This window comes from Pectinatus cerevisiiphilus, assembly GCF_004341685.1.
Lineage (GTDB): Bacteria > Bacillota > Negativicutes > Selenomonadales > Selenomonadaceae > Pectinatus > Pectinatus cerevisiiphilus.
The window spans coordinates 163345-180490 of the sequence record NZ_SMAA01000001.1; the positions used below are offsets into that span (position 1 = coordinate 163345).

At 42.4% G+C, this 17146-nt stretch carries 15 protein-coding genes and 1 tRNA gene; 12 read left to right on the plus strand and 4 right to left on the minus strand.

The window, feature by feature from the left end:
• The first annotated feature begins 61 nt into the window (after window positions 1-61).
• The 4 genes from EDC37_RS00745 to EDC37_RS12590 all read left to right on the plus strand — a co-directional run bounded on the left by EDC37_RS00745 (window position 62) and on the right by EDC37_RS12590 (window position 6306).
• Window positions 62-1456 carry a sensor domain-containing diguanylate cyclase gene (locus EDC37_RS00745; protein WP_165874429.1) on the plus strand — a complete coding sequence of 465 codons (1395 nt, stop codon included), beginning with the start codon at window positions 62-64 and terminating at the stop codon, window positions 1454-1456.
• Between the two features lie 467 nt (window positions 1457-1923).
• Window positions 1924-3174: an efflux RND transporter periplasmic adaptor subunit gene (locus tag EDC37_RS00750; RefSeq protein WP_132546953.1), complete on the plus strand. Its 1251-nt coding sequence runs from the start codon at window positions 1924-1926 to the stop codon at window positions 3172-3174.
• A complete protein-coding gene (locus tag EDC37_RS12585; protein WP_279388529.1) occupies window positions 3171-4979 on the plus strand; it encodes an efflux RND transporter permease subunit in 1809 nt (602 codons plus the stop codon). The genes EDC37_RS00750 and EDC37_RS12585 overlap by 4 nt, the downstream gene beginning before the upstream one ends.
• Window positions 4963-6306 carry an efflux RND transporter permease subunit gene (locus tag EDC37_RS12590; protein ID WP_279388530.1) on the plus strand — a complete coding sequence of 448 codons (1344 nt, stop codon included), beginning with the start codon at window positions 4963-4965 and terminating at the stop codon, window positions 6304-6306. The genes EDC37_RS12585 and EDC37_RS12590 overlap by 17 nt, the downstream gene beginning before the upstream one ends.
• Window positions 6307-6412: 106 nt before the next feature.
• On the opposite strand, the gene EDC37_RS00760 is transcribed toward EDC37_RS12590, so the two are convergent.
• The 4 genes from EDC37_RS00760 to thiD all read right to left on the minus strand — a co-directional run bounded on the left by EDC37_RS00760 (window position 6413) and on the right by thiD (window position 9646).
• A complete protein-coding gene (locus tag EDC37_RS00760; RefSeq protein WP_132546954.1) occupies window positions 6413-7630 on the minus strand; it encodes a multidrug efflux MFS transporter in 1218 nt (405 codons plus the stop codon).
• Window positions 7631-7647: 17 nt separating this feature from the next.
• Window positions 7648-8220: a TetR-like C-terminal domain-containing protein gene (locus EDC37_RS00765; protein WP_132546955.1), complete on the minus strand. Its 573-nt coding sequence runs from the start codon at window positions 8218-8220 to the stop codon at window positions 7648-7650.
• Window positions 8221-8416: 196 nt separating this feature from the next.
• The gene (locus EDC37_RS00770) at window positions 8417-8794 is read right to left on the minus strand and encodes a RidA family protein (RefSeq protein ID WP_132546956.1); all 378 of its coding nucleotides are present in this window, start codon (window positions 8792-8794) and stop codon (window positions 8417-8419) included.
• Window positions 8795-8842: 48 nt separating this feature from the next.
• Window positions 8843-9646: a bifunctional hydroxymethylpyrimidine kinase/phosphomethylpyrimidine kinase gene (gene thiD / locus EDC37_RS00775; protein ID WP_132546957.1), complete on the minus strand. Its 804-nt coding sequence runs from the start codon at window positions 9644-9646 to the stop codon at window positions 8843-8845.
• Between the two features lie 140 nt (window positions 9647-9786).
• On the opposite strand from thiD, the gene EDC37_RS00780 reads away from it, so the two are divergent.
• The 8 genes from EDC37_RS00780 (at window position 9787) to EDC37_RS00815 (ending at window position 17129) form a co-directional block, all read left to right on the plus strand.
• A tRNA-Pro gene (locus EDC37_RS00780) sits at window positions 9787-9863 on the plus strand.
• A 218-nt stretch (window positions 9864-10081) separates the two neighbouring features.
• Complete coding sequence (locus EDC37_RS00785; protein WP_132546958.1) at window positions 10082-10714, plus strand: precorrin-2 dehydrogenase/sirohydrochlorin ferrochelatase family protein; 633 nt, start codon at window positions 10082-10084, stop codon at window positions 10712-10714.
• Window positions 10689-12005: a glutamyl-tRNA reductase gene (gene hemA / locus EDC37_RS00790; protein WP_132546959.1), complete on the plus strand. Its 1317-nt coding sequence runs from the start codon at window positions 10689-10691 to the stop codon at window positions 12003-12005. The genes EDC37_RS00785 and hemA overlap by 26 nt, the downstream gene beginning before the upstream one ends.
• Window positions 11968-12900, plus strand: coding sequence for a hydroxymethylbilane synthase (gene hemC, locus EDC37_RS00795; RefSeq protein ID WP_132546960.1), 933 nt, complete (start codon window positions 11968-11970; stop codon window positions 12898-12900). Before hemA ends, hemC begins: the two co-directional genes overlap by 38 nt.
• Window positions 12901-12973: 73 nt before the next feature.
• Window positions 12974-14494: a uroporphyrinogen-III C-methyltransferase gene (cobA, locus tag EDC37_RS00800; protein WP_132546961.1), complete on the plus strand. Its 1521-nt coding sequence runs from the start codon at window positions 12974-12976 to the stop codon at window positions 14492-14494.
• Window positions 14495-14584: 90 nt separating this feature from the next.
• Entirely contained in the window at window positions 14585-15430 is an 846-nt protein-coding gene (locus EDC37_RS00805; protein WP_132546962.1) for a transporter substrate-binding domain-containing protein, read from the plus strand.
• A 143-nt stretch (window positions 15431-15573) separates the two neighbouring features.
• A complete protein-coding gene (locus EDC37_RS00810) occupies window positions 15574-16371 on the plus strand; it encodes an amino acid ABC transporter permease (protein WP_132546963.1) in 798 nt (265 codons plus the stop codon).
• Window positions 16372-16397: 26 nt separating this feature from the next.
• The gene (locus tag EDC37_RS00815; RefSeq protein WP_132547078.1) at window positions 16398-17129 is read left to right on the plus strand and encodes an amino acid ABC transporter ATP-binding protein; all 732 of its coding nucleotides are present in this window, start codon (window positions 16398-16400) and stop codon (window positions 17127-17129) included.
• The last annotated feature ends 17 nt before the right edge of the window (window positions 17130-17146 follow it).

Here is a 17146-nt window from a genome sequence, read left to right on the forward strand (position 1 = left end):
TATTTCTTTGGCAGCTGTTACGTTACTATGGAAATTTTTCGTAACCGATTGGATGATTTTTATGACAGTAGAAAAATTTAACCTTCCTAAAAAAGTATTAAAAGGTTGGCAGGAAATTTTAAATTTAGTGGTAAGTATGGCACATACCCGGGCCGCGCTCATTATGCATTTAGAAAATGACTATTTGGAAACGTTTTTAGCCAGCGAGAATAAGGGTAATCCTTATAATGTCGGCGAGGCATCGTATTTCTTTAATTCAGGACTTTATTGTGAAAGAGTTATAGAGAAACAATCCATGCTGCTTGTAGCTAATGCAAGAAAATCTGTGGAATGGGAACATAATCCGGATATGAAGCTTGGAATGGTGTCTTATCTGGGATTTCCAATAAGATTACCTGATGGTAAGCCATTCGGGACAATATGTTTACTGGATGATAAGGAAAATGCTTTTTCTCCGGATATTATTAATTTTATGAAGCAGATGCGCAATTTAGTTGAAAATAACCTGCTGGTGGAAGAACAGATTTATGTGGAACGTGATTTACTTCGCAAATTGCGCAATAGTGAGAGAAAGTATAAGCTAATTGCAGAAAATACGCTGGACATTATTTCAACGGTAAATTTGAAGGGTGAACTGACCTATATTAGTCCGTCAATACAGAAGCACACTGGGTATACACCGGCGGAATATGTTAAATTACCAGTGACAAAGATGTTTACGCAAGCATCATGCAAGCTATTAGAAAAATATTTTACTAAAGTGCGTGAGGATGTCGCCCAAGGAAAGAAAGTAGGTACTTTCCAAGAAGAATTAAGGGGTATCTGTAAGGACGGTTCAGTCGATTGCGTGGAAATGGTTTTGAGCGGTATACATAATAATGTCGAAGGTGAGCCTATTGAATTGGTTGGGGTTACACGCGATGTGACAGAACGCAGGAAACTGGAAGATAAGGTTTTTCATTTGGCAATGCACGATGCCCTGACTGATTTACCCAATATGAGATTTGCCAATGAGTTTTTAGGCCAGGCTATCCAAAAGGCAGTAAAGCATGGTACGAAAATAGGGATTATGTTCATTGACCTCAACCGTTTTAAACCAATTAATGATACTTACGGGCACCGTACCGGCGATTTACTTTTGGGACATGCGGCTGAAATGATAAAGGCTGTTTTGCCCGCAGACGCTATTGCCGCGAGGATAGGTGGGGATGAATTTTTGGTTATCGCCAGTAATATAAACTGTAAGGATGAAGTTGCGCGGTTGGCTGAAAAGATAATTAAAAATCTCGTGAATCCGTTTTTGTATAAAAAGGAAAAGATAGTTGTTGGCGCAAGTCTGGGTATAGCCATGTATCCGGATGATGGCAGGCAGGCTGCTGATCTGATAGATTTGGCTGATGATGCAATGTATAATGCCAAGAAATGCGGCGATGATAAATACATGTTTGTTTCATAAAATAAATGCTTTTTGTATAGGGGCTTTTTAACGAAAAGCTATGTATTAAAAATGAAAAGATGATTTTTGCGGTGTTTGCAGAAGTCATCTTTTTGTTTTATTATATATGGCAACCGTGGGGGGGAATGTATATATTTATCGGAAGAGGAATAAAATGGATAAATTGTTTTATGACACAAATTTGTAACAAATAGATAAGAGGATGGTAATATAATATAAAACGTATAGCTTAAAATTTAAGTGATTTATTTTACTACATAGGTACAGTGATTAGATTTTTATATGAATAATACGAGCAAAAATAGAATGGATGCTATGTTTACCATGCCGCTTAATTTTATAACTTGGCATAATATAAGGACAGCTGCGAATATATGAATATGATAAATTCTTTAGTGTAGTTTCACCGAGGGGGAACCTTAGCGGTTTTTGTTTTAGAATAAAATGACAAAAGGCGGAAAATGGGAATGCAATTGGGAAACACAGTAAATACAAAGAAGAAACGGCTCTTTTTTATTGGCATAGGTATGGTGGTATGTATAATTCTTATAGGTATATATCATTTGTTCTATCAAAAACAAGCGCAAAGTGAGAAAAAGCTTGTTACGGCAGTACATAGTGTAGAAGTGGAGAAAAAAGACCTAATTAAAAATATTTCACTTGTAGGCCAGATGGTGCCTAAGGCACAGGTCGATATTGCAGCAAAATATCAGGGGAAAGTAGTAGCTGTCAATGCGGCGCTCGGCCAAAATGTTTCAGCGGGACAAGTAGTAATTGAAGAAGATGTTGATGATGCGGCGCTGGCAGTCTCTGCAGACCAGCATGCATATAATCAGGCTGTCGCTGACGCAAAAACAACTGAAGTGCAGTTAAATGCGAATTATGATAAGGCAAAGGCCGATTATGATAAAGCGCTGATGACGTATCAGCGGGATAAACGGGTTTATGATGTGGGCGGAATTTCTGCTGATGATATGGATGCAGCACAGCAGCAGATGGATGATGCGCAGGCAACTTTGGCGGCCATCGAAAACCAGATGGACGGAGGAACGGCATCATCTGTTATATCCGCACAGGAAAACATGGCTAAGGCGAAGAGTTCCCTGGCAGCGGCACGAAAACAGGAAAATGATATGTACCTGACTTCATCAACAGACGGGATCATAGGCTATAGACAAGTGGAAGCAGGCGATATGGTAACAGCCGGACAGAAGCTAATGAGCGTGTATGATAACAGCATGATGTATGTCGATTATCAAGTTTCAGAACAAGATTTGCCGGCTTTTTCGCTCGGTACACCATTGACGGTAGATGTTGAATCGTTGAGTAAAAGCTTTGAAGGAAATATCATTTATATAAGCCCGACAATTGATACAACGACAATGACATATGTGCTGCGGGTAGCCTTAGATAATTCTGACGGTGTATTGAAAGGCGGGATGTTTGCGCGTGCGGCTGTGCAAAGTGTACTGCGCAGTGACGTAATAACGATACCCCAAACAGCATTACTTGCCAAAGATGGCAAGAATTATGTTTTTGTCATCAATGACGATGATACGGTAACGCGTAAAGAAGTTTCAGTTGGGGCATCAGGTGACGATGACGTTGAAATTCTCAGCGGTCTTTCGGAGGGAGAAAAAATAGCAACGGACAATTTGTCCCGGCTGAGAGATGGTCTGAAAATAAATCCTTTGGCTGACGGGAGCGATGCATCATGAACATCACCCGGTATTGTATCAAAAAGCCTATAGGTATATCGATGATCGTGTTGTTCTTTGTTGTACTGGGGCTTTTTAGTTTTTACCGTATTGGGGTAGAATTGTTGCCGGCAATCAATATCCCTTATGTGACAGTGACGGTTGATTATCCTGGAGCCGATTCGGCAGAAATAGAGCAGGATGTCATAAAGCCACTGGAAAATTCATTATCGTCCTTAACCAATTTGAAACACATGACAGCTGTGGCCAGACCGGAAAAGGCACAGATAACCTTGGAATTCCAGTTTTGGACAAATATTGATGCGGCTGCGATTGATACCAACCAGTATGTTAACGCCGCACTCAATAAACTACCAGACGGTATTCAGACACCGACAGTGCTGAAAAGAGATGTTGACGCACTGCCAATTTTGGAAATCTCCGTGCTGTCTGATAAACCGCTCGGTGAGGTTTATACTGTTGCCAATGATACTTTTATAGAACGGCTGCAACGGGCGGGGGGCGTTTCTGATGTCCAGCTCGGTGGCGGGCGTGATAAAGAAATTGCGGTCAATGTCGATAAGGATAAACTGACATATTTTAATTTGTCGCTTTCACAGATTGTTTCCCGCATTAAACAGGAAAATGTTTTGACACCGGCAGGCTCTGTGTTTGGCTCGAACTCGGAAACCAATGTCCGTTTGACGGCGCAGTTTAAGTCGCCGGCAGAAATTTCCTCCATACATGTGAATAACAGTAAGGGGGTAGCTATCCCGCTGTCGAGTATTGCCGATGTGCAGGAGCAAGACCAAAGGGTTACAAGGTACGCGAGAACTAATGGGCAGGATACTGTGTCATTGTCTGTGTATAAGAACAGTGATGCGAATCTTGTAGATACTTCTAAGGCTGTTTTAGAGCAGTTGGACTCACTGCGCAAGGATTATCCTGATTATCAGTTCGTGGTAATTACAAATTCGTCTACTTATGTTGAAGATGCATTGCACAACACGTTAGAGGCACTGATCGAAGGACTTTTTACTACGGGTTTGGTACTATTTTTGTTTCTGCGTGGCTGGCGGTCTACTGTTGCGGTACTCATTGCCATACCTACATCGCTGATAACGACATTTTTCATGATGTATATAGCCGGATTTACCTTTAATATGTTGTCACTCATGGGGATGTCATTGTGTGTTGGTATATTGGTCGATGACTCCATTGTTGTCTTAGAAAATATACACAGGCATTTGGCAAAAGGGAAGAGTGCAGCACAAGCGGCTGAAGACGGAAGAAATGAAATAGGGACTGCGGCTATAGCAATCACTTTATGTGATGTCGTAGTATTTATGCCGATTGCTTTTATGAACGGTATGACAGGGCAGTTCTTTCGGCAGTTCGGTTTGACAATAGTTTTTGCTACGCTTTGTTCATTGGCAGTTTCTTTTACGCTGACACCAATGCTGGCATCACAGTTTTATAAGAATGGATTGGGCACGCCCCATAAGGGTAAACTCTGGGATTTTTTGGACAACTTGGGCAATAAGGTCATTTTATATTATGATAAAATCCTAAACTGGAGCTTTTTTCACACAAAGAAGATTACAGCGTCAGTTGTCGTACTGCTTTTATTGTCGATAAGTCTTTATTATCCATTGGGGATTATCGGCGGGGAATATATGCCAAAAACAGATGAAGGCTCATTCCGGATTATGATGCAGTTTCCGGTGGGGCAGAATATTGATGCGACAAATGATAAGGTTAGGGAAGTGGAAGAGTATCTGCTGCAACAGCCTGAAGTAAAAAAATTATTTGTCGAGTGTCGGTAAACCTGCTGGTAACTACGGTGGAATCAGTGTGCAGCTGGTTGATAAAAGTCAGCGAGAGAGCATATGGCAGATTACTGACCGTGTCCGTACTTATTTGCGGAAACAATTTCCTGACGCGTCTGTGCAGGTTAATGAAACTGAAAGCTCTATGCCGGGTGTTTCCGGTGGTACGGGGACAGGAAACTCCGCAGGCAATACAGCACCTGTGCAGATAGAAATCAGTGGCAATAATTTGGATGACACGGTAGCAGCTTCATATAAAATACAGGATGTCTTAAACAATACTGCCGGCATTAAGGATGTGCGCAGTTCTTACACTGAAGGGGCTCCAGAACTGCGGCTCATAGTTGACCGTGATAAATTACGGTTTTATAATACCACTGCCAATGATATCCAGGATGTATTTTCTGGGGCTATTGCAGGGTCGTTGGCAGGTTATTTAGTAAATGATCCTAATAATGACCATCAGGATACTGATATATATGTACGGTTAAAAGACAGTGACGGTTTCAAGGCTTCCGATATACGTTCTATTCCGGTCAGTACAAATTCGGGACTTATCAGGCTGGGTGATGTCGCGGATGTAAAGCCTGATGTGGGACCGGTAATGCTCAGACGTGTTGATAAGCGTGAAGCGATAAATATATCGGCTAATGTAGATGACAGTCGTTCATTGCAGGATATACTTTCGCAGATTTCGGAAAATTTGTCAGCACAAGATCTGGGCAACAATGTTTCGTACCGCTTTACGGGGCAGGCTGACAATATGCGGGACACCTTTATGGAAATGGGACAGGCAATCCTTCTTTCCTTGCTTTTGGTCTACATCTTATTGGCAGTTCTGTATGAGTCCTTGTCCACACCGTTCATAAGAATGCTGTCCTTACCATTTGGGTTGATCGGCTCGTTTTTCTTCTTAGCTATGACGAGAAATACGATCAATCTGTATTCATTACTGGGGATTCTTGTTATGGATGGATTAGTGGCTAAAAATGGGACTTTGCTGCTTGACTATACACTTACCCTCATGCAGAGGGGGATGGGCGCCAAGGAAGCAGTAATAGAAGCTGCCAAGACCAGAATAAAGCCAATCTTTATGACCTCCATAACTATGATAACAGGTATGCTGCCTACAGCATTGGCGATAACTCCGGGCTCAGAAAGCAGGGTCAGTATGGCCTGGGTCGTAATAGGCGGGCTGTTGTCTTCGACATTTTTCACATTGGTAGCTATTCCGTTGATATTTGTTTATTTTGCGCATTTACATCCTTCCCTGAAGTTTATTCCCAAACTCTGGCGAAAACTTGCAGGAGATAGGAAACATTGATATAAAGATTACTTTCAATAAAACTCCCCCCATAAATCAGCTTTTAACGCTAATTTATGGAGGGAGTTTTTATTTTCTATGTTTTTTTTATTAATCTAGGTGGCTGCTAGGTAGAATGGGAAACCGCATGGGCAAATTTTTTATTAGCCTTTTTGTAGACATATTCATGTACCCCCAGCACATTGATAAACAACAGGAAGCTAGTGGAAAAGAATAAAGTTCTTATGCCAAAGTGGGCAGCTATCTGCCCGCCGAAAACGGAACCGCAGAAGACACCGAGAAATTGGGCTGTCTGATTGTAGCTGAACATGCGGCCTGCTATTGCTGAGGGAATATTTTGCTTTAGGATAGTATTTATTGAAGGCAGCATTGCTCCTGTAGCTATTCCTACGAGAAAGCGCAGGCCCATAAGCTGCCATTCATTTTTGACGAATGCCTGCGGTATGAATAATATTGTCGCGCAGATAAGTGCCATGAGAATTACCTTATGCGCGCCGACGTGGTCAGATAGTCTGCCGAGCCAAGGCGCTGCAAGTATGCTGGAGAATCCGGACGAGGCAAATACCAGGCCGGAGATAAAAGCGAGATGGTCTGTATGTACTGATAGAGTAGACACGTAGACTGTTATGACAGGTTCTATGGAAAAAAGTGCCATTTGGACGATAAAAGTAGTGACAAACATGCCGACAATTAAGGATTTATCATTTAGGGATTGCCAAATCGCCGAAAAAGACATAAGACTTTTTTCTGAAGGGGTAAAATTTTCGTGGACGAAGAATAATGTCAGGAAAAAGGCAATCAGCAATAAGAATCCCATTACAAGAAAAATATAGCGTACACCTAATATTTCAACAAGATAGCCGCCGATCAACGGTCCTAAAAGCATTCCGCTGACGGCACCGGTCGACAGTGTCCCCAATGCCCAGCCTGCTTTATCCTTTGGTGCCTGGGTGGCGATCAATGTTATAGAACCGGAGTTGTAACCGGAGATGGTGCCCATGATAACACGCAGGGCAATTAGCTGATATACTGAATGGGCTAAGCTGATACTGCCCACGACTATGGACATGCCTAAACTTGCCCGCAGCAGCATCGGTTTTCTGCCATATTTATCGGCTAACTTTCCCCAAAATGGAGAAAAGAAGGCCATAACAAAGGTTGTGCTGCCAAAGGCGATACCTGACCATACTTCGATGGCGGATAGATCGTTGATACCCAGTTCTTGGATATAAAGGGGCAGTATGGGCGCAACCTGGCTTAAGGCTGACGACGTAGCAAAGGAGCCGAGCCAGCAAATTAATAAATTTCGTTTCCAATTTTCCATGTTAGCACCTGCTTAAATTATTCTTTTTCGATAGCTTCAATACCATAGATAAATGTCTGCACCAATAAGAGATAGCTGTCCTCTTTGTCTATGGGCTGGCGAAACCATCCCGAGGCTTCTAAAGATGCGAAACCATGCATGATACTGCGCAAGCCTCGTACGGCATGGGTAAGATATTCGCCGCGCAGCTGGTATTGGGAGAGAACCTTGAATAAAATATCCATAAGCTCTCGTGTGGCGGCTCTAAAATTTTCGTTGTCCTTACATTCCCAGGCAAGTGAGATAATGGCCTGATACTGCCCAGGAAATGTGTGGGCAAACTGCCTATAAGCTTTAGCCACTTCCAAGACCGCTTCATCACGGGATTTTCCCACAGCCGCGTGCATTAGATATTGTTTTAAATGTGAATTTGCCAAAATGACCAGTTCACACTTTAGATGAAATAAGTTGTCAATATGATTATAAAGAGATTGTTTTTTTATATTGAGTTTTGTTGCCACATGCGTCAATGTCACAGCGTCAAGGCCATTTTCGTCGGCTATCTTTGCCGCTGTTTCGATGATCATACTGGTATTGAGCTTTCCGCGCATTATAAATCACTCCTAAACTGACCAGATACATTTTAAAACTTACACTGTCAGTTGTCAACAAGACATTACCATGAAAAAGAAAAACCCCACTAAGAAGACAGAAAAATTAATACATATAGATACATTTTCTGTTCTTCTTGTGAGGTTATCGAGTTATATACCTAAAAATTATGTGCTTATGAAAAAGTATAGAAATTTATTTAAGGGCTATGGTTTCTATTTCAATCAACATATCTTTGGGCAGGCGTGCGACTTCTACACAAGAGCGTGCAGGGCAGACACCTTTGAAATACTGGCCGTAAATTTCGTTGACTTTGGCAAAATCGTTCATGTCTTTGATAAAGACAGTAGTTTTTATCACTTTAGCCATTGATGAACCGGCTTCTTCCAGTACGGCTTTGAGGTTTTCAAGTACCTGTTTGGTTTGGGCTTCAATGCCTTGCGCTGTTTTGCCTGTTTCCGGGATAATTGCTATTTGGCCGGAGGTGAAGATCAGTTTATCACAAATGGCTATGGCCTGTGAATATGGACCTAAAGCAGCTGGTGCTTTAGCAGTATGGATTTCTTGTTGCATAGTATAATCTCCTTTTTATTTAGGTAATATATAATTAATGTGCGTTTTTTATTGACGTGCAGCCCAATGGCATAATGCACCCGTATATTGGTTGAGCTTAAAGGATTCAGCCACCGCTTTTTGCATAAAAGTCTGGGTGGTCTTAAAAGCGTCATGGACGGTAAACCCTTTGGCTAAGCAGGCTGTCATTGCGGCAGAAAAACTGCAACCGGCACCGCTGTTGTAAACACCGGTTAATTTCGGCTTTTCTTCGATCAGGAAATCTTTACCATCGAAAAGGACATCTGTCATTTTGTCAGACGTAAACCGGCTGCCTGATTTTATGACGACATTTTTAGCGCCGAGTTTATGTATATTGATACACGCCTGTTTTATATCATCAACGTTTTCTATTTTTTCCATGTCAGCAAGGTAGGCGGCTTCGATAGTATTTGGTGTGATGACGTCAGCGTATTTGACCAATTTTGTTTTTATTGCGGCAGCCGCTTCAGGTACCATTATGGCATCAATACCTTTACATACCATAACAGGATCAATAACAATGTTTTTGAATTTGTATTTTTTAATGGAATCTACTACTAATTCAACAAGTGCCGCTGAGCCGAGCATTCCCGTTTTGATGGCATCAGCACCTATGCTGCCGCCAACAGTGGCTATCTGGCGTTCAACGGTCGTAATGTCAATCGGAAATATGTCGTGTGCCCAGTTTTTCGGCGACTGTGCTACTATGACAGTGAGTACCGCCATTCCGTAGACGCCTATTTCTTCAAAACTTTTCAGATCTGCTTCCATACCGGCACTTCCCGAAGTATCCGAACCAGCAATAGTCAGTGCTTTAAATTTTTCTGCCATAGAAATCACCCTCATCAGTCAGTATTATCCGCTCTTATGCGGTATGAATAAAATTATAGAGAGCACAGCATAAAAAGTCAATTCTTTACTATGGTGTAAAACTTGACATAGTAAAGAATAAAATTTATAATATTTATGTTCGGGACGTGGCTCAGCTTGGTAGAGCACTACCTTGGGGTGGTAGGGGTCGTGGGTTCAAATCCCGCCGTTCCGACCATAATGGAAAAATAGCGGCAAGGCGCGGTTTTGTATGCACCTTGTGATCATCAGTAGATGATATTTATTGAAAGCTGGAAATCAATTTTATGGAATTTGGTTTCTGGTTTTTTTGTGTATATTATTTCTGGTAATAAACTATAATATCATAGTAATCTCTTATAGTTTGTTATATAATAAAATAATGAATGTTATTCGTAAATAAAAGAGGTGTGCTATTTGTATCCAGTAAATTTAATTCTTGATGATAAACCTTGTCTCGTCATTGGTGGCGGTGAAGTTGCCTATCGAAAAATCCAAGGGTTGCTGGCGGCTTCTGCTAAAATAACCGTTATTGCCCCTGAACTGCTTGAAAAGCTTTCTGCCATGCATGAGAAGGGGCTTTTTTCCTGGCTTAAAAAACCGTATAAACAAGGCGATATAAAAGGTTTCTTTTTGGCTGTATGCGCAACTGACGATGAAAATATAAACAAGCTGGCTGCGGCAGAAGCAAGAAAAGAGCATATTTTAATAAATGTTGTGGATAGGCTTTCTTTATGCGATTTTGCCATGCCGGCGGTTATCAGACGGGGCGATTTACTGGTGACATCTTCGACAAACGGTAAAAGTCCGGCCATGGCCAGAGAAATACGCCGCGAGTTGGAAAAATTCCTCGACACGGGTTATGCGCCTTTTATTGAAAAGATGGCTGTTTTACGGCAGGAAGCAATGCAGGTGATACCGACATTTCGTCAAAGAGAGGAATTTTGGCGGAGCACGCTTGATGAGAATATATTGAAGATGGTTCGCGAAGGTAAGGTAAAAGAAGCGGAGGGTAAGATTCGTAATGCAATTAGCAGTTTTGGGACTTAATCAGAAAACAGCACCTGTTGATATACGCGAAAAATTTTCTATCAGTCAGGAAAGCGTAGTTGACGGGCTTCACCATATAGATGATTATGGGGCTATGCTGGAAGCAGTAATTTTGTCTACGTGTAACCGTAGTGAAATATATGCTGTTCTGGATGATGATGACGATGGCAAGGAAGTATTGAAACAGTTCCTCTTTGATTTGACAGGGAACAAGGATGATATAGACCGTTATTTATATTATTATCATGATTGTGACTGCATCGAACATTTGTTTCAGGTAGCAGCCAGTCTCGATTCCCTCGTTGTCGGTGAAGGACAAATATTAAGCCAAGTAAAAAAGGCTTATGCTGTGGCCAGGGAAAATTCAGCGACGAGCACAGTCCTCAACACTCTGTTCCATCATGCGATAACGACTGGGAAAAGAGTGCGTACAGAAACGCATATAGCATATAATGCCGTATCAGTCAGCTATGCTGCCGTCAAGCTTGCCCAAACCGTATTCAATGGAAGCTTGGCCAATTCTTCTGCCCTTATTTACGGCGCGGGAGAAACAGCGGAACTGACGGCTAAAAATCTATTGGGCAAGGGAATTAAAAAAATATACATAGCTAATAGGCATATTGAAAAGGCACGGCTGCTGGCAGAAAAGTTTGACGGCAAAGCGGTGCCATTTGATAAGGCCTTTACTAATGCTGAAGGGATAGACATAGTTGTAACCTCCACGGGAGCACCGCATTATGTGGTAAAGCCATGGGAAACACAGCAGTTTATGGCTCGTCGCCAGGGTAGGCCGTTAGTATTTATTGATATAGCGGTACCGCGTGATGTCGACCCGGATGTTGCTAATATAAAAGGTGTGCTTCTATATAATATAGATGATTTAAAAGCTGTCGTAGAAGATAATATAAAGCGTCGCGGCGAAGAAGCAAAGGTTGCCGAAAAAATAATTGCGGAAGAAGTCAATGAACTTGTGGAACGTTTCCGGTATTTATCATTCCGTCCGGTCATGGTTCTTTTGACGGATAAGGCAGATCGTATACGGCGGCGTGAAGTGAAACGGGCTATGAATAAGTTGGAAAATGTTACCCCGGCACAGGAACGTGTGCTGGAAAATATGTCTAAAATGATAGTGCGCAAGCTTCTCCGCGAACCGATGACAAAGCTGAACAGCTCGGCTGGAACAGCGCAGGAAGAATTCTATATAGAAGCCATGAAAAAATTATTCAAGCTGGATATGCTGAAGGAGAATAAGGGTGAAAAACAAAATCATTATCGGTACGCGCAGCAGTAAACTGGCCTTATGGCAGGCGGAATACATTGCCGATTGCATTCGCCAGAAGTATCCGGAAAAAACCGTGGAGCTTTTGCATGTTACGACAAAAGGGGATAAGGTTCTTGACGTACCGTTGGCAAAAATAGGTGGAAAAGGCCTTTTTACCAAAGAAATAGAAACGGCTATGCTGGAAAATAAGATTGATATAGCTGTACACAGTCTCAAGGATATGCCGACACAGCTGCCGGACGGGCTTAGTTTAGCTGTTGTGACAAAACGGGCTGATCCATATGATGCCTTTGTCAGTATTAAATATGATAGTTTTGCTGCCCTGCCCAAAGGAGCAAAGGTCGGCACCTCAAGCCTACGGCGCAAGGCACAGCTGCTGCATGCGAGACCTGACCTGCAAATACAAAATCTGCGCGGCAATGTCAATACGAGATTGGAAAAGCTGGAACAGGGACAATTTGATGCGATTATATTGGCGGCAGCAGGACTGAAAAGATTAGGCTTTGGTGCGAGGATAAGAGAAATACTACCGAAAAGTCTTTGCTTGCCGGCAGTAGGACAAGGCATTCTAGCTATTGAAGCACGTACTGGTGATAAAGAAATGTTTAGTCTTTTGCAATTTTTGCATGATGAAGGGGCATGGCAGGCAGCGCTTGCAGAAAGAGCCTTTTTAAGCAGGGTAGAGGGCGGCTGTCAGGTGCCGGTCGGTGTGCATGCTGTTACTGATAAGGATGTACTCACTGTAGAAGCCGTAATTGCTTCCCTGGACGGAACCCAATTACTTTATGATAAAGAAACAGGACCCGTTTCTTCTGCAACTGAACTCGGCAGGAAGGCAGCAGAAAAGCTGCTGGATGAAGGCGGTTTGGCGATTATGCAGGAAATAGGGCTTTTAAAGGATTGACAAGGCTTTTTTATAAGTCTTGTTTTTACATATTTTTTGAAATAATAATATTGATAGCACTGCGGAGGGAAAAATGGCAGGAATCGTTTATCTTATAGGCGCCGGACCGGGAGATGCAGGTCTTTTGACAATCAAGGGAGCAGCGTGTATAAAAAAAGCTGATGTAATAGTTTACGATTATTTAGCGGATAAAAAACTGCTTGCTTATGCGGCGGATAAGGCAGAACTTATTTATGTAGGAAAACAGGCCGATAAGCACACAATGCGGCAGGAAGAAATAAATCAGCTGTTAGTGGATAAGGCTAAAATGGGCAAGACAGTAGCCAGACTAAAAGGCGGCGATCCTTTCGTATTTGGCCGGGGCGGGGAAGAAGCCTTAGCACTCAGACAAAATGGACTGCAATTTGAAATTGTGCCTGGTGTTACTTCAGCTATTTCAGCGGCTGCTTATGCGGGAATACCGGTGACGCACCGCAAGATAGCGGCATCTTTTGCTGTCGTTACCGGGCATGAAGATCCAACGCGGCAGGAGTCCGGGATAAATTGGCAAAATTTAGCAGTGGGAATAGACACATTAGTCTTCTTGATGGGTGTCGGTAATTTGCCTTATATAACTAAGCAGCTTATCGCAAACGGCAGAGAGCCGAAAACACCAGCTGCCCTTGTCAGATGGGGAACTAAGCCGCAGCAGGAAGTGCTCGTGACAACTGTGGAAAATGCCGCAGCCGATGTGAAAAAATACGGTCTTAAACCGCCGGCTGTCTTTGTTGTGGGGAATGTTGTCAAACTGCGAGACTCATTGAGATGGTTTGATAATAAGGAATTATTCGGCAGGCAGATACTTATCACGAGGGCGAGAAACCAGGCATCAAAACTCACAGCAGGGTTGGAACAGCTTGGCGCGTCCTGCATAGAAGCACCGGTTATCAGTATTGAAAAACCTGATGATGCGTTTGCGGGATTAGATAATGCCATTGAAAATATCGGTGCATATGAATGGATTATATTTACTAGTGCAAATGGCGTAAGTAAATTTTTTGAACGTCTAGCAAATAAGAAACTTGATACCCGCGCTTTGGGCAATATGCGTATTGCGGCCATTGGCAGCAGTACGGCAAAGGTTCTTTGCCGGTATGGTGTTAGGGCTGACCTTGTGCCGCATGAATTTTGTGCGGAAGGCATACTGGCCGAAATGGGAACGCAGGTCAAAAGAGAAACAAAAATTCTTCTGCCCAGAGCAAAAGAAGCAAGGTCTGTTTTACCGGATGAACTAAAAAAGGCAGGCGCGCAGGTAGATATAGTGCAGTGCTATAAGACAGTAACCGCGGACTTTGACTACGAAGCTGTAGCGGCGAAGCTGGCAGCCGGGGAAATAAATATTGTCACGTTTACAAGCTCCTCTACCGTAACAAATCTGCTCAAGCTGCTTGGCAATAAAAAAGAATTATTGGCCGGCACAGTGGTGGCCTGCATTGGCCCGATTACAGCAGAAACGTGTCGGAAAAACGGGATAAATCCTACGATTATTGCCAAAAAGTATACTATTGTGGGGCTTATAAGCGCTATCCGTGATTTTTATAAGCAAGTTAATTAAATTGACAAGCAAACTGTGCGTTGCTATAATGGAAAAATATTATATTATTGTAATAATCTGGTAAATTATTTAAGGGGATGGATGCAGTTTATGAGAGTGACAAAAAAGATTGCAGCTATAATCACTGTGTGTATACTGACTGTTGGTACCGCTTTGATAGCAGGCTGTGGCGCTTCCTCAGGGAATTCGGATAAGAAGGTTTTGCGTGTGGGTATGGAATGCGCATATGCACCGTTTAACTGGGCGCAAAATGATGATTCTAATGGGGCAGTGAAAATAACTGATGCTGACCAGTATGCTATGGGCTATGATGTTTTGATGGCAAAGAAGATTGCAGAAGGTATGGGCTACACGCTGGAAATCCACAAAATGGAATGGGATGGGCTTATCCCAGCTGTCAATACAGGTAAAATTGATGTTGTGCTAGCTGGTATGAGTATAACCGACAAGCGCAAGCAGACAGTGGACTTTTCCGATGTTTATTATAATGCGTCAATTGTCGCTCTCGTGAAAAAGGACGGTAAATATGCTGACGCCAAGAGCGTAACAGATTTAAATGGAGCTGTCGCAACATCCCAGCTCAATACAGTATGGTATGACTTAATCGACCAGATTCCAAATGCGAATAAACAACCGGCAATTGATAATGTGCCGGGAATGGTAGTGGCTCTGACTTCCGGTAAAGTGGAAGTACTGGTATTGGATAAACCTACCGCTATGGCGGCAGCGTATGCCAATCCTGACCTCAAGATGCTTGACTTCCAAGGTGACGGAGCCTTTAAGGCATCACCGGAAGATGTCCAAATGGGCATAGCCGTAAAGAAGGGCAACAGTGACTTGTTAAAGAAAATCAATGAACAGCTTGCTAACATCAGTGAAGACGATCGTTCTAAAATGATGGAAGAAGCGATCAAAGATCAGCCTTTGTCAAAATAAATATTTCAGTTTTAAATAGAAAATCTGGGGAGATGGTTTGCTTATCTCCTCAGATTTTTTTATGGTTTAATTGTTGTAAACATAGTATAATATGTTTAGTTTTTTTATAGACAAATGTAATATTTATTTAAAGGAGTGGTTTGATGGCAGCAGATATGCCGACAACTTTTTTCGGCTGGGTTGTATTCATCATTAATCAGTACGGTAGCGCTTTGTTGCAAGGCGCAGGCGTCACTTTAATGCTTGCTATAGTGGGCACGCTCATTGGGTGCATTATTGGTCTTTTAGTGGGCATTGTGCAGACCGTTCCAGTGACGGAAAGGACAAATACCGGGCTTAAGATATTAAATAAAATTGTTCAGTTTATTTTTGCGGCTTATGTGGAAATTTTCCGCGGCACACCTATGATCGTACAGGCAATGGTTGTTTATTATGGCTCTATGGCTGTTTTTGACATTGACATGTCAGCGATGTTGGCTGGTTTTCTGGTGGTTTCTGTAAATACGGGAGCATATATGGCAGAAACAGTGCGCGGTGGTATTATTTCCATTGATAAAGGGCAGACAGAGGCCGCTATGGCCATAGGCATGAATCATTTTCAGACGATGTACACTGTAGTTTTACCGCAGGCGCTTAAAAATATAATGCCTCAGATCGGCAATAATCTTATAATCAATATAAAAGATACATCTGTTCTGAATGTTATTTCTGTTACCGAACTTTATTTTGCTTCAAAATCTGCGGCTGGTGTATATTATCGTTATTTTGAAGTCTTTTTTGTTACGTGCGTGATCTATTTTATTATGACTTTTGCTGCTTCCCGGCTTTTGCGTTACTTTGAAAAAAGAATGGCGGGTTCGGCAGATTATCAGCTGGTTGGCGACCCTATGGCTGATCCGACGGGCATATTCCCCAACAATACGAAAATGGGAGGGAAATAAGATTGGCTACGGCAAAGAAACAGCCTATTTTAGAAGTAAAACATTTGGTGAAATATTTCGGTGAACGTGAGATATTAAAAGACATAGACTTTACAGTGGAACAGGGAAATGTAATCAGCGTAATCGGGGCATCTGGTTCGGGAAAATCGACAATGCTGCGCTGTATTAATCTTCTGGAGATGCCTACGTCCGGTGAGATCGTTTTCGAGGGGAAAAACATCCTTGACTTGAGCAATAATATTGCGCTATACAGGACAAAAGTGGGAATGGTTTTCCAATCGTTTAATTTATTCAGCAATATGACAGTATTGCAAAATTGTATGGCGAGTCCTGTTACCGTTTTGAAGCGGAAAAAAGAAGAAGCCAGACAGATAGCCATGAAATATCTGGAAAAAGTCGGGATGGAACAATATATAAACGCGCGGCCTGACCAATTGTCAGGTGGACAAAAACAGCGTGTGGCTATAGCTCGGGCATTGGCTATCAAGCCGCAGATACTCTTGTTTGATGAACCTACGTCGGCACTTGACCCGCAGATGGTAGGTGAAGTTTTAGGTGTAATGCGTGAGCTTGCTGAAGAAGGGCTTACCATGATAATTGTGACGCATGAAATGGCTTTTGCCAGAGACGTATCAACACGTGTCATTTACATGGCTGACGGAGTTATTGTCGAAGATGGCACTCCGCAAGAAGTTTTTGGCAATCCGAAAAATGAAAAGACGAAGGATTTTTTGGCGCGTTTTACACAGAATGCATAAATAGCTGCAAAATGACC

Bases quoted from the DNA above. Each gene is read 5' to 3' on its own strand.
- EDC37_RS12585 (WP_279388529.1), top strand. From the start codon at position 3,171: ATGAACATCACCCGGTATTGTATCAAAAAGCCTATAGGTATATCGATG.
- EDC37_RS00745 (WP_165874429.1), top strand. From the start codon at position 62: ATGACAGTAGAAAAATTTAACCTTCCTAAAAAAGTATTAAAAGGTTGG.
- EDC37_RS00805 (WP_132546962.1), top strand. From the start codon at position 14,585: ATGAGAGTGACAAAAAAGATTGCAGCTATAATCACTGTGTGTATACTG.
- EDC37_RS00750 (WP_132546953.1), top strand. From the start codon at position 1,924: ATGCAATTGGGAAACACAGTAAATACAAAGAAGAAACGGCTCTTTTTT.
- EDC37_RS00770 (WP_132546956.1), bottom strand. From the start codon at position 8,794: ATGCAACAAGAAATCCATACTGCTAAAGCACCAGCTGCTTTAGGTCCA.
- EDC37_RS00765 (WP_132546955.1), bottom strand. From the start codon at position 8,220: ATGCGCGGAAAGCTCAATACCAGTATGATCATCGAAACAGCGGCAAAG.
- EDC37_RS00760 (WP_132546954.1), bottom strand. From the start codon at position 7,630: ATGGAAAATTGGAAACGAAATTTATTAATTTGCTGGCTCGGCTCCTTT.
- thiD (WP_132546957.1), bottom strand. From the start codon at position 9,646: ATGGCAGAAAAATTTAAAGCACTGACTATTGCTGGTTCGGATACTTCG.
- EDC37_RS00810 (WP_132546963.1), top strand. From the start codon at position 15,574: ATGGCAGCAGATATGCCGACAACTTTTTTCGGCTGGGTTGTATTCATC.
- hemA (WP_132546959.1), top strand. From the start codon at position 10,689: ATGCAATTAGCAGTTTTGGGACTTAATCAGAAAACAGCACCTGTTGAT.
- cobA (WP_132546961.1), top strand. From the start codon at position 12,974: ATGGCAGGAATCGTTTATCTTATAGGCGCCGGACCGGGAGATGCAGGT.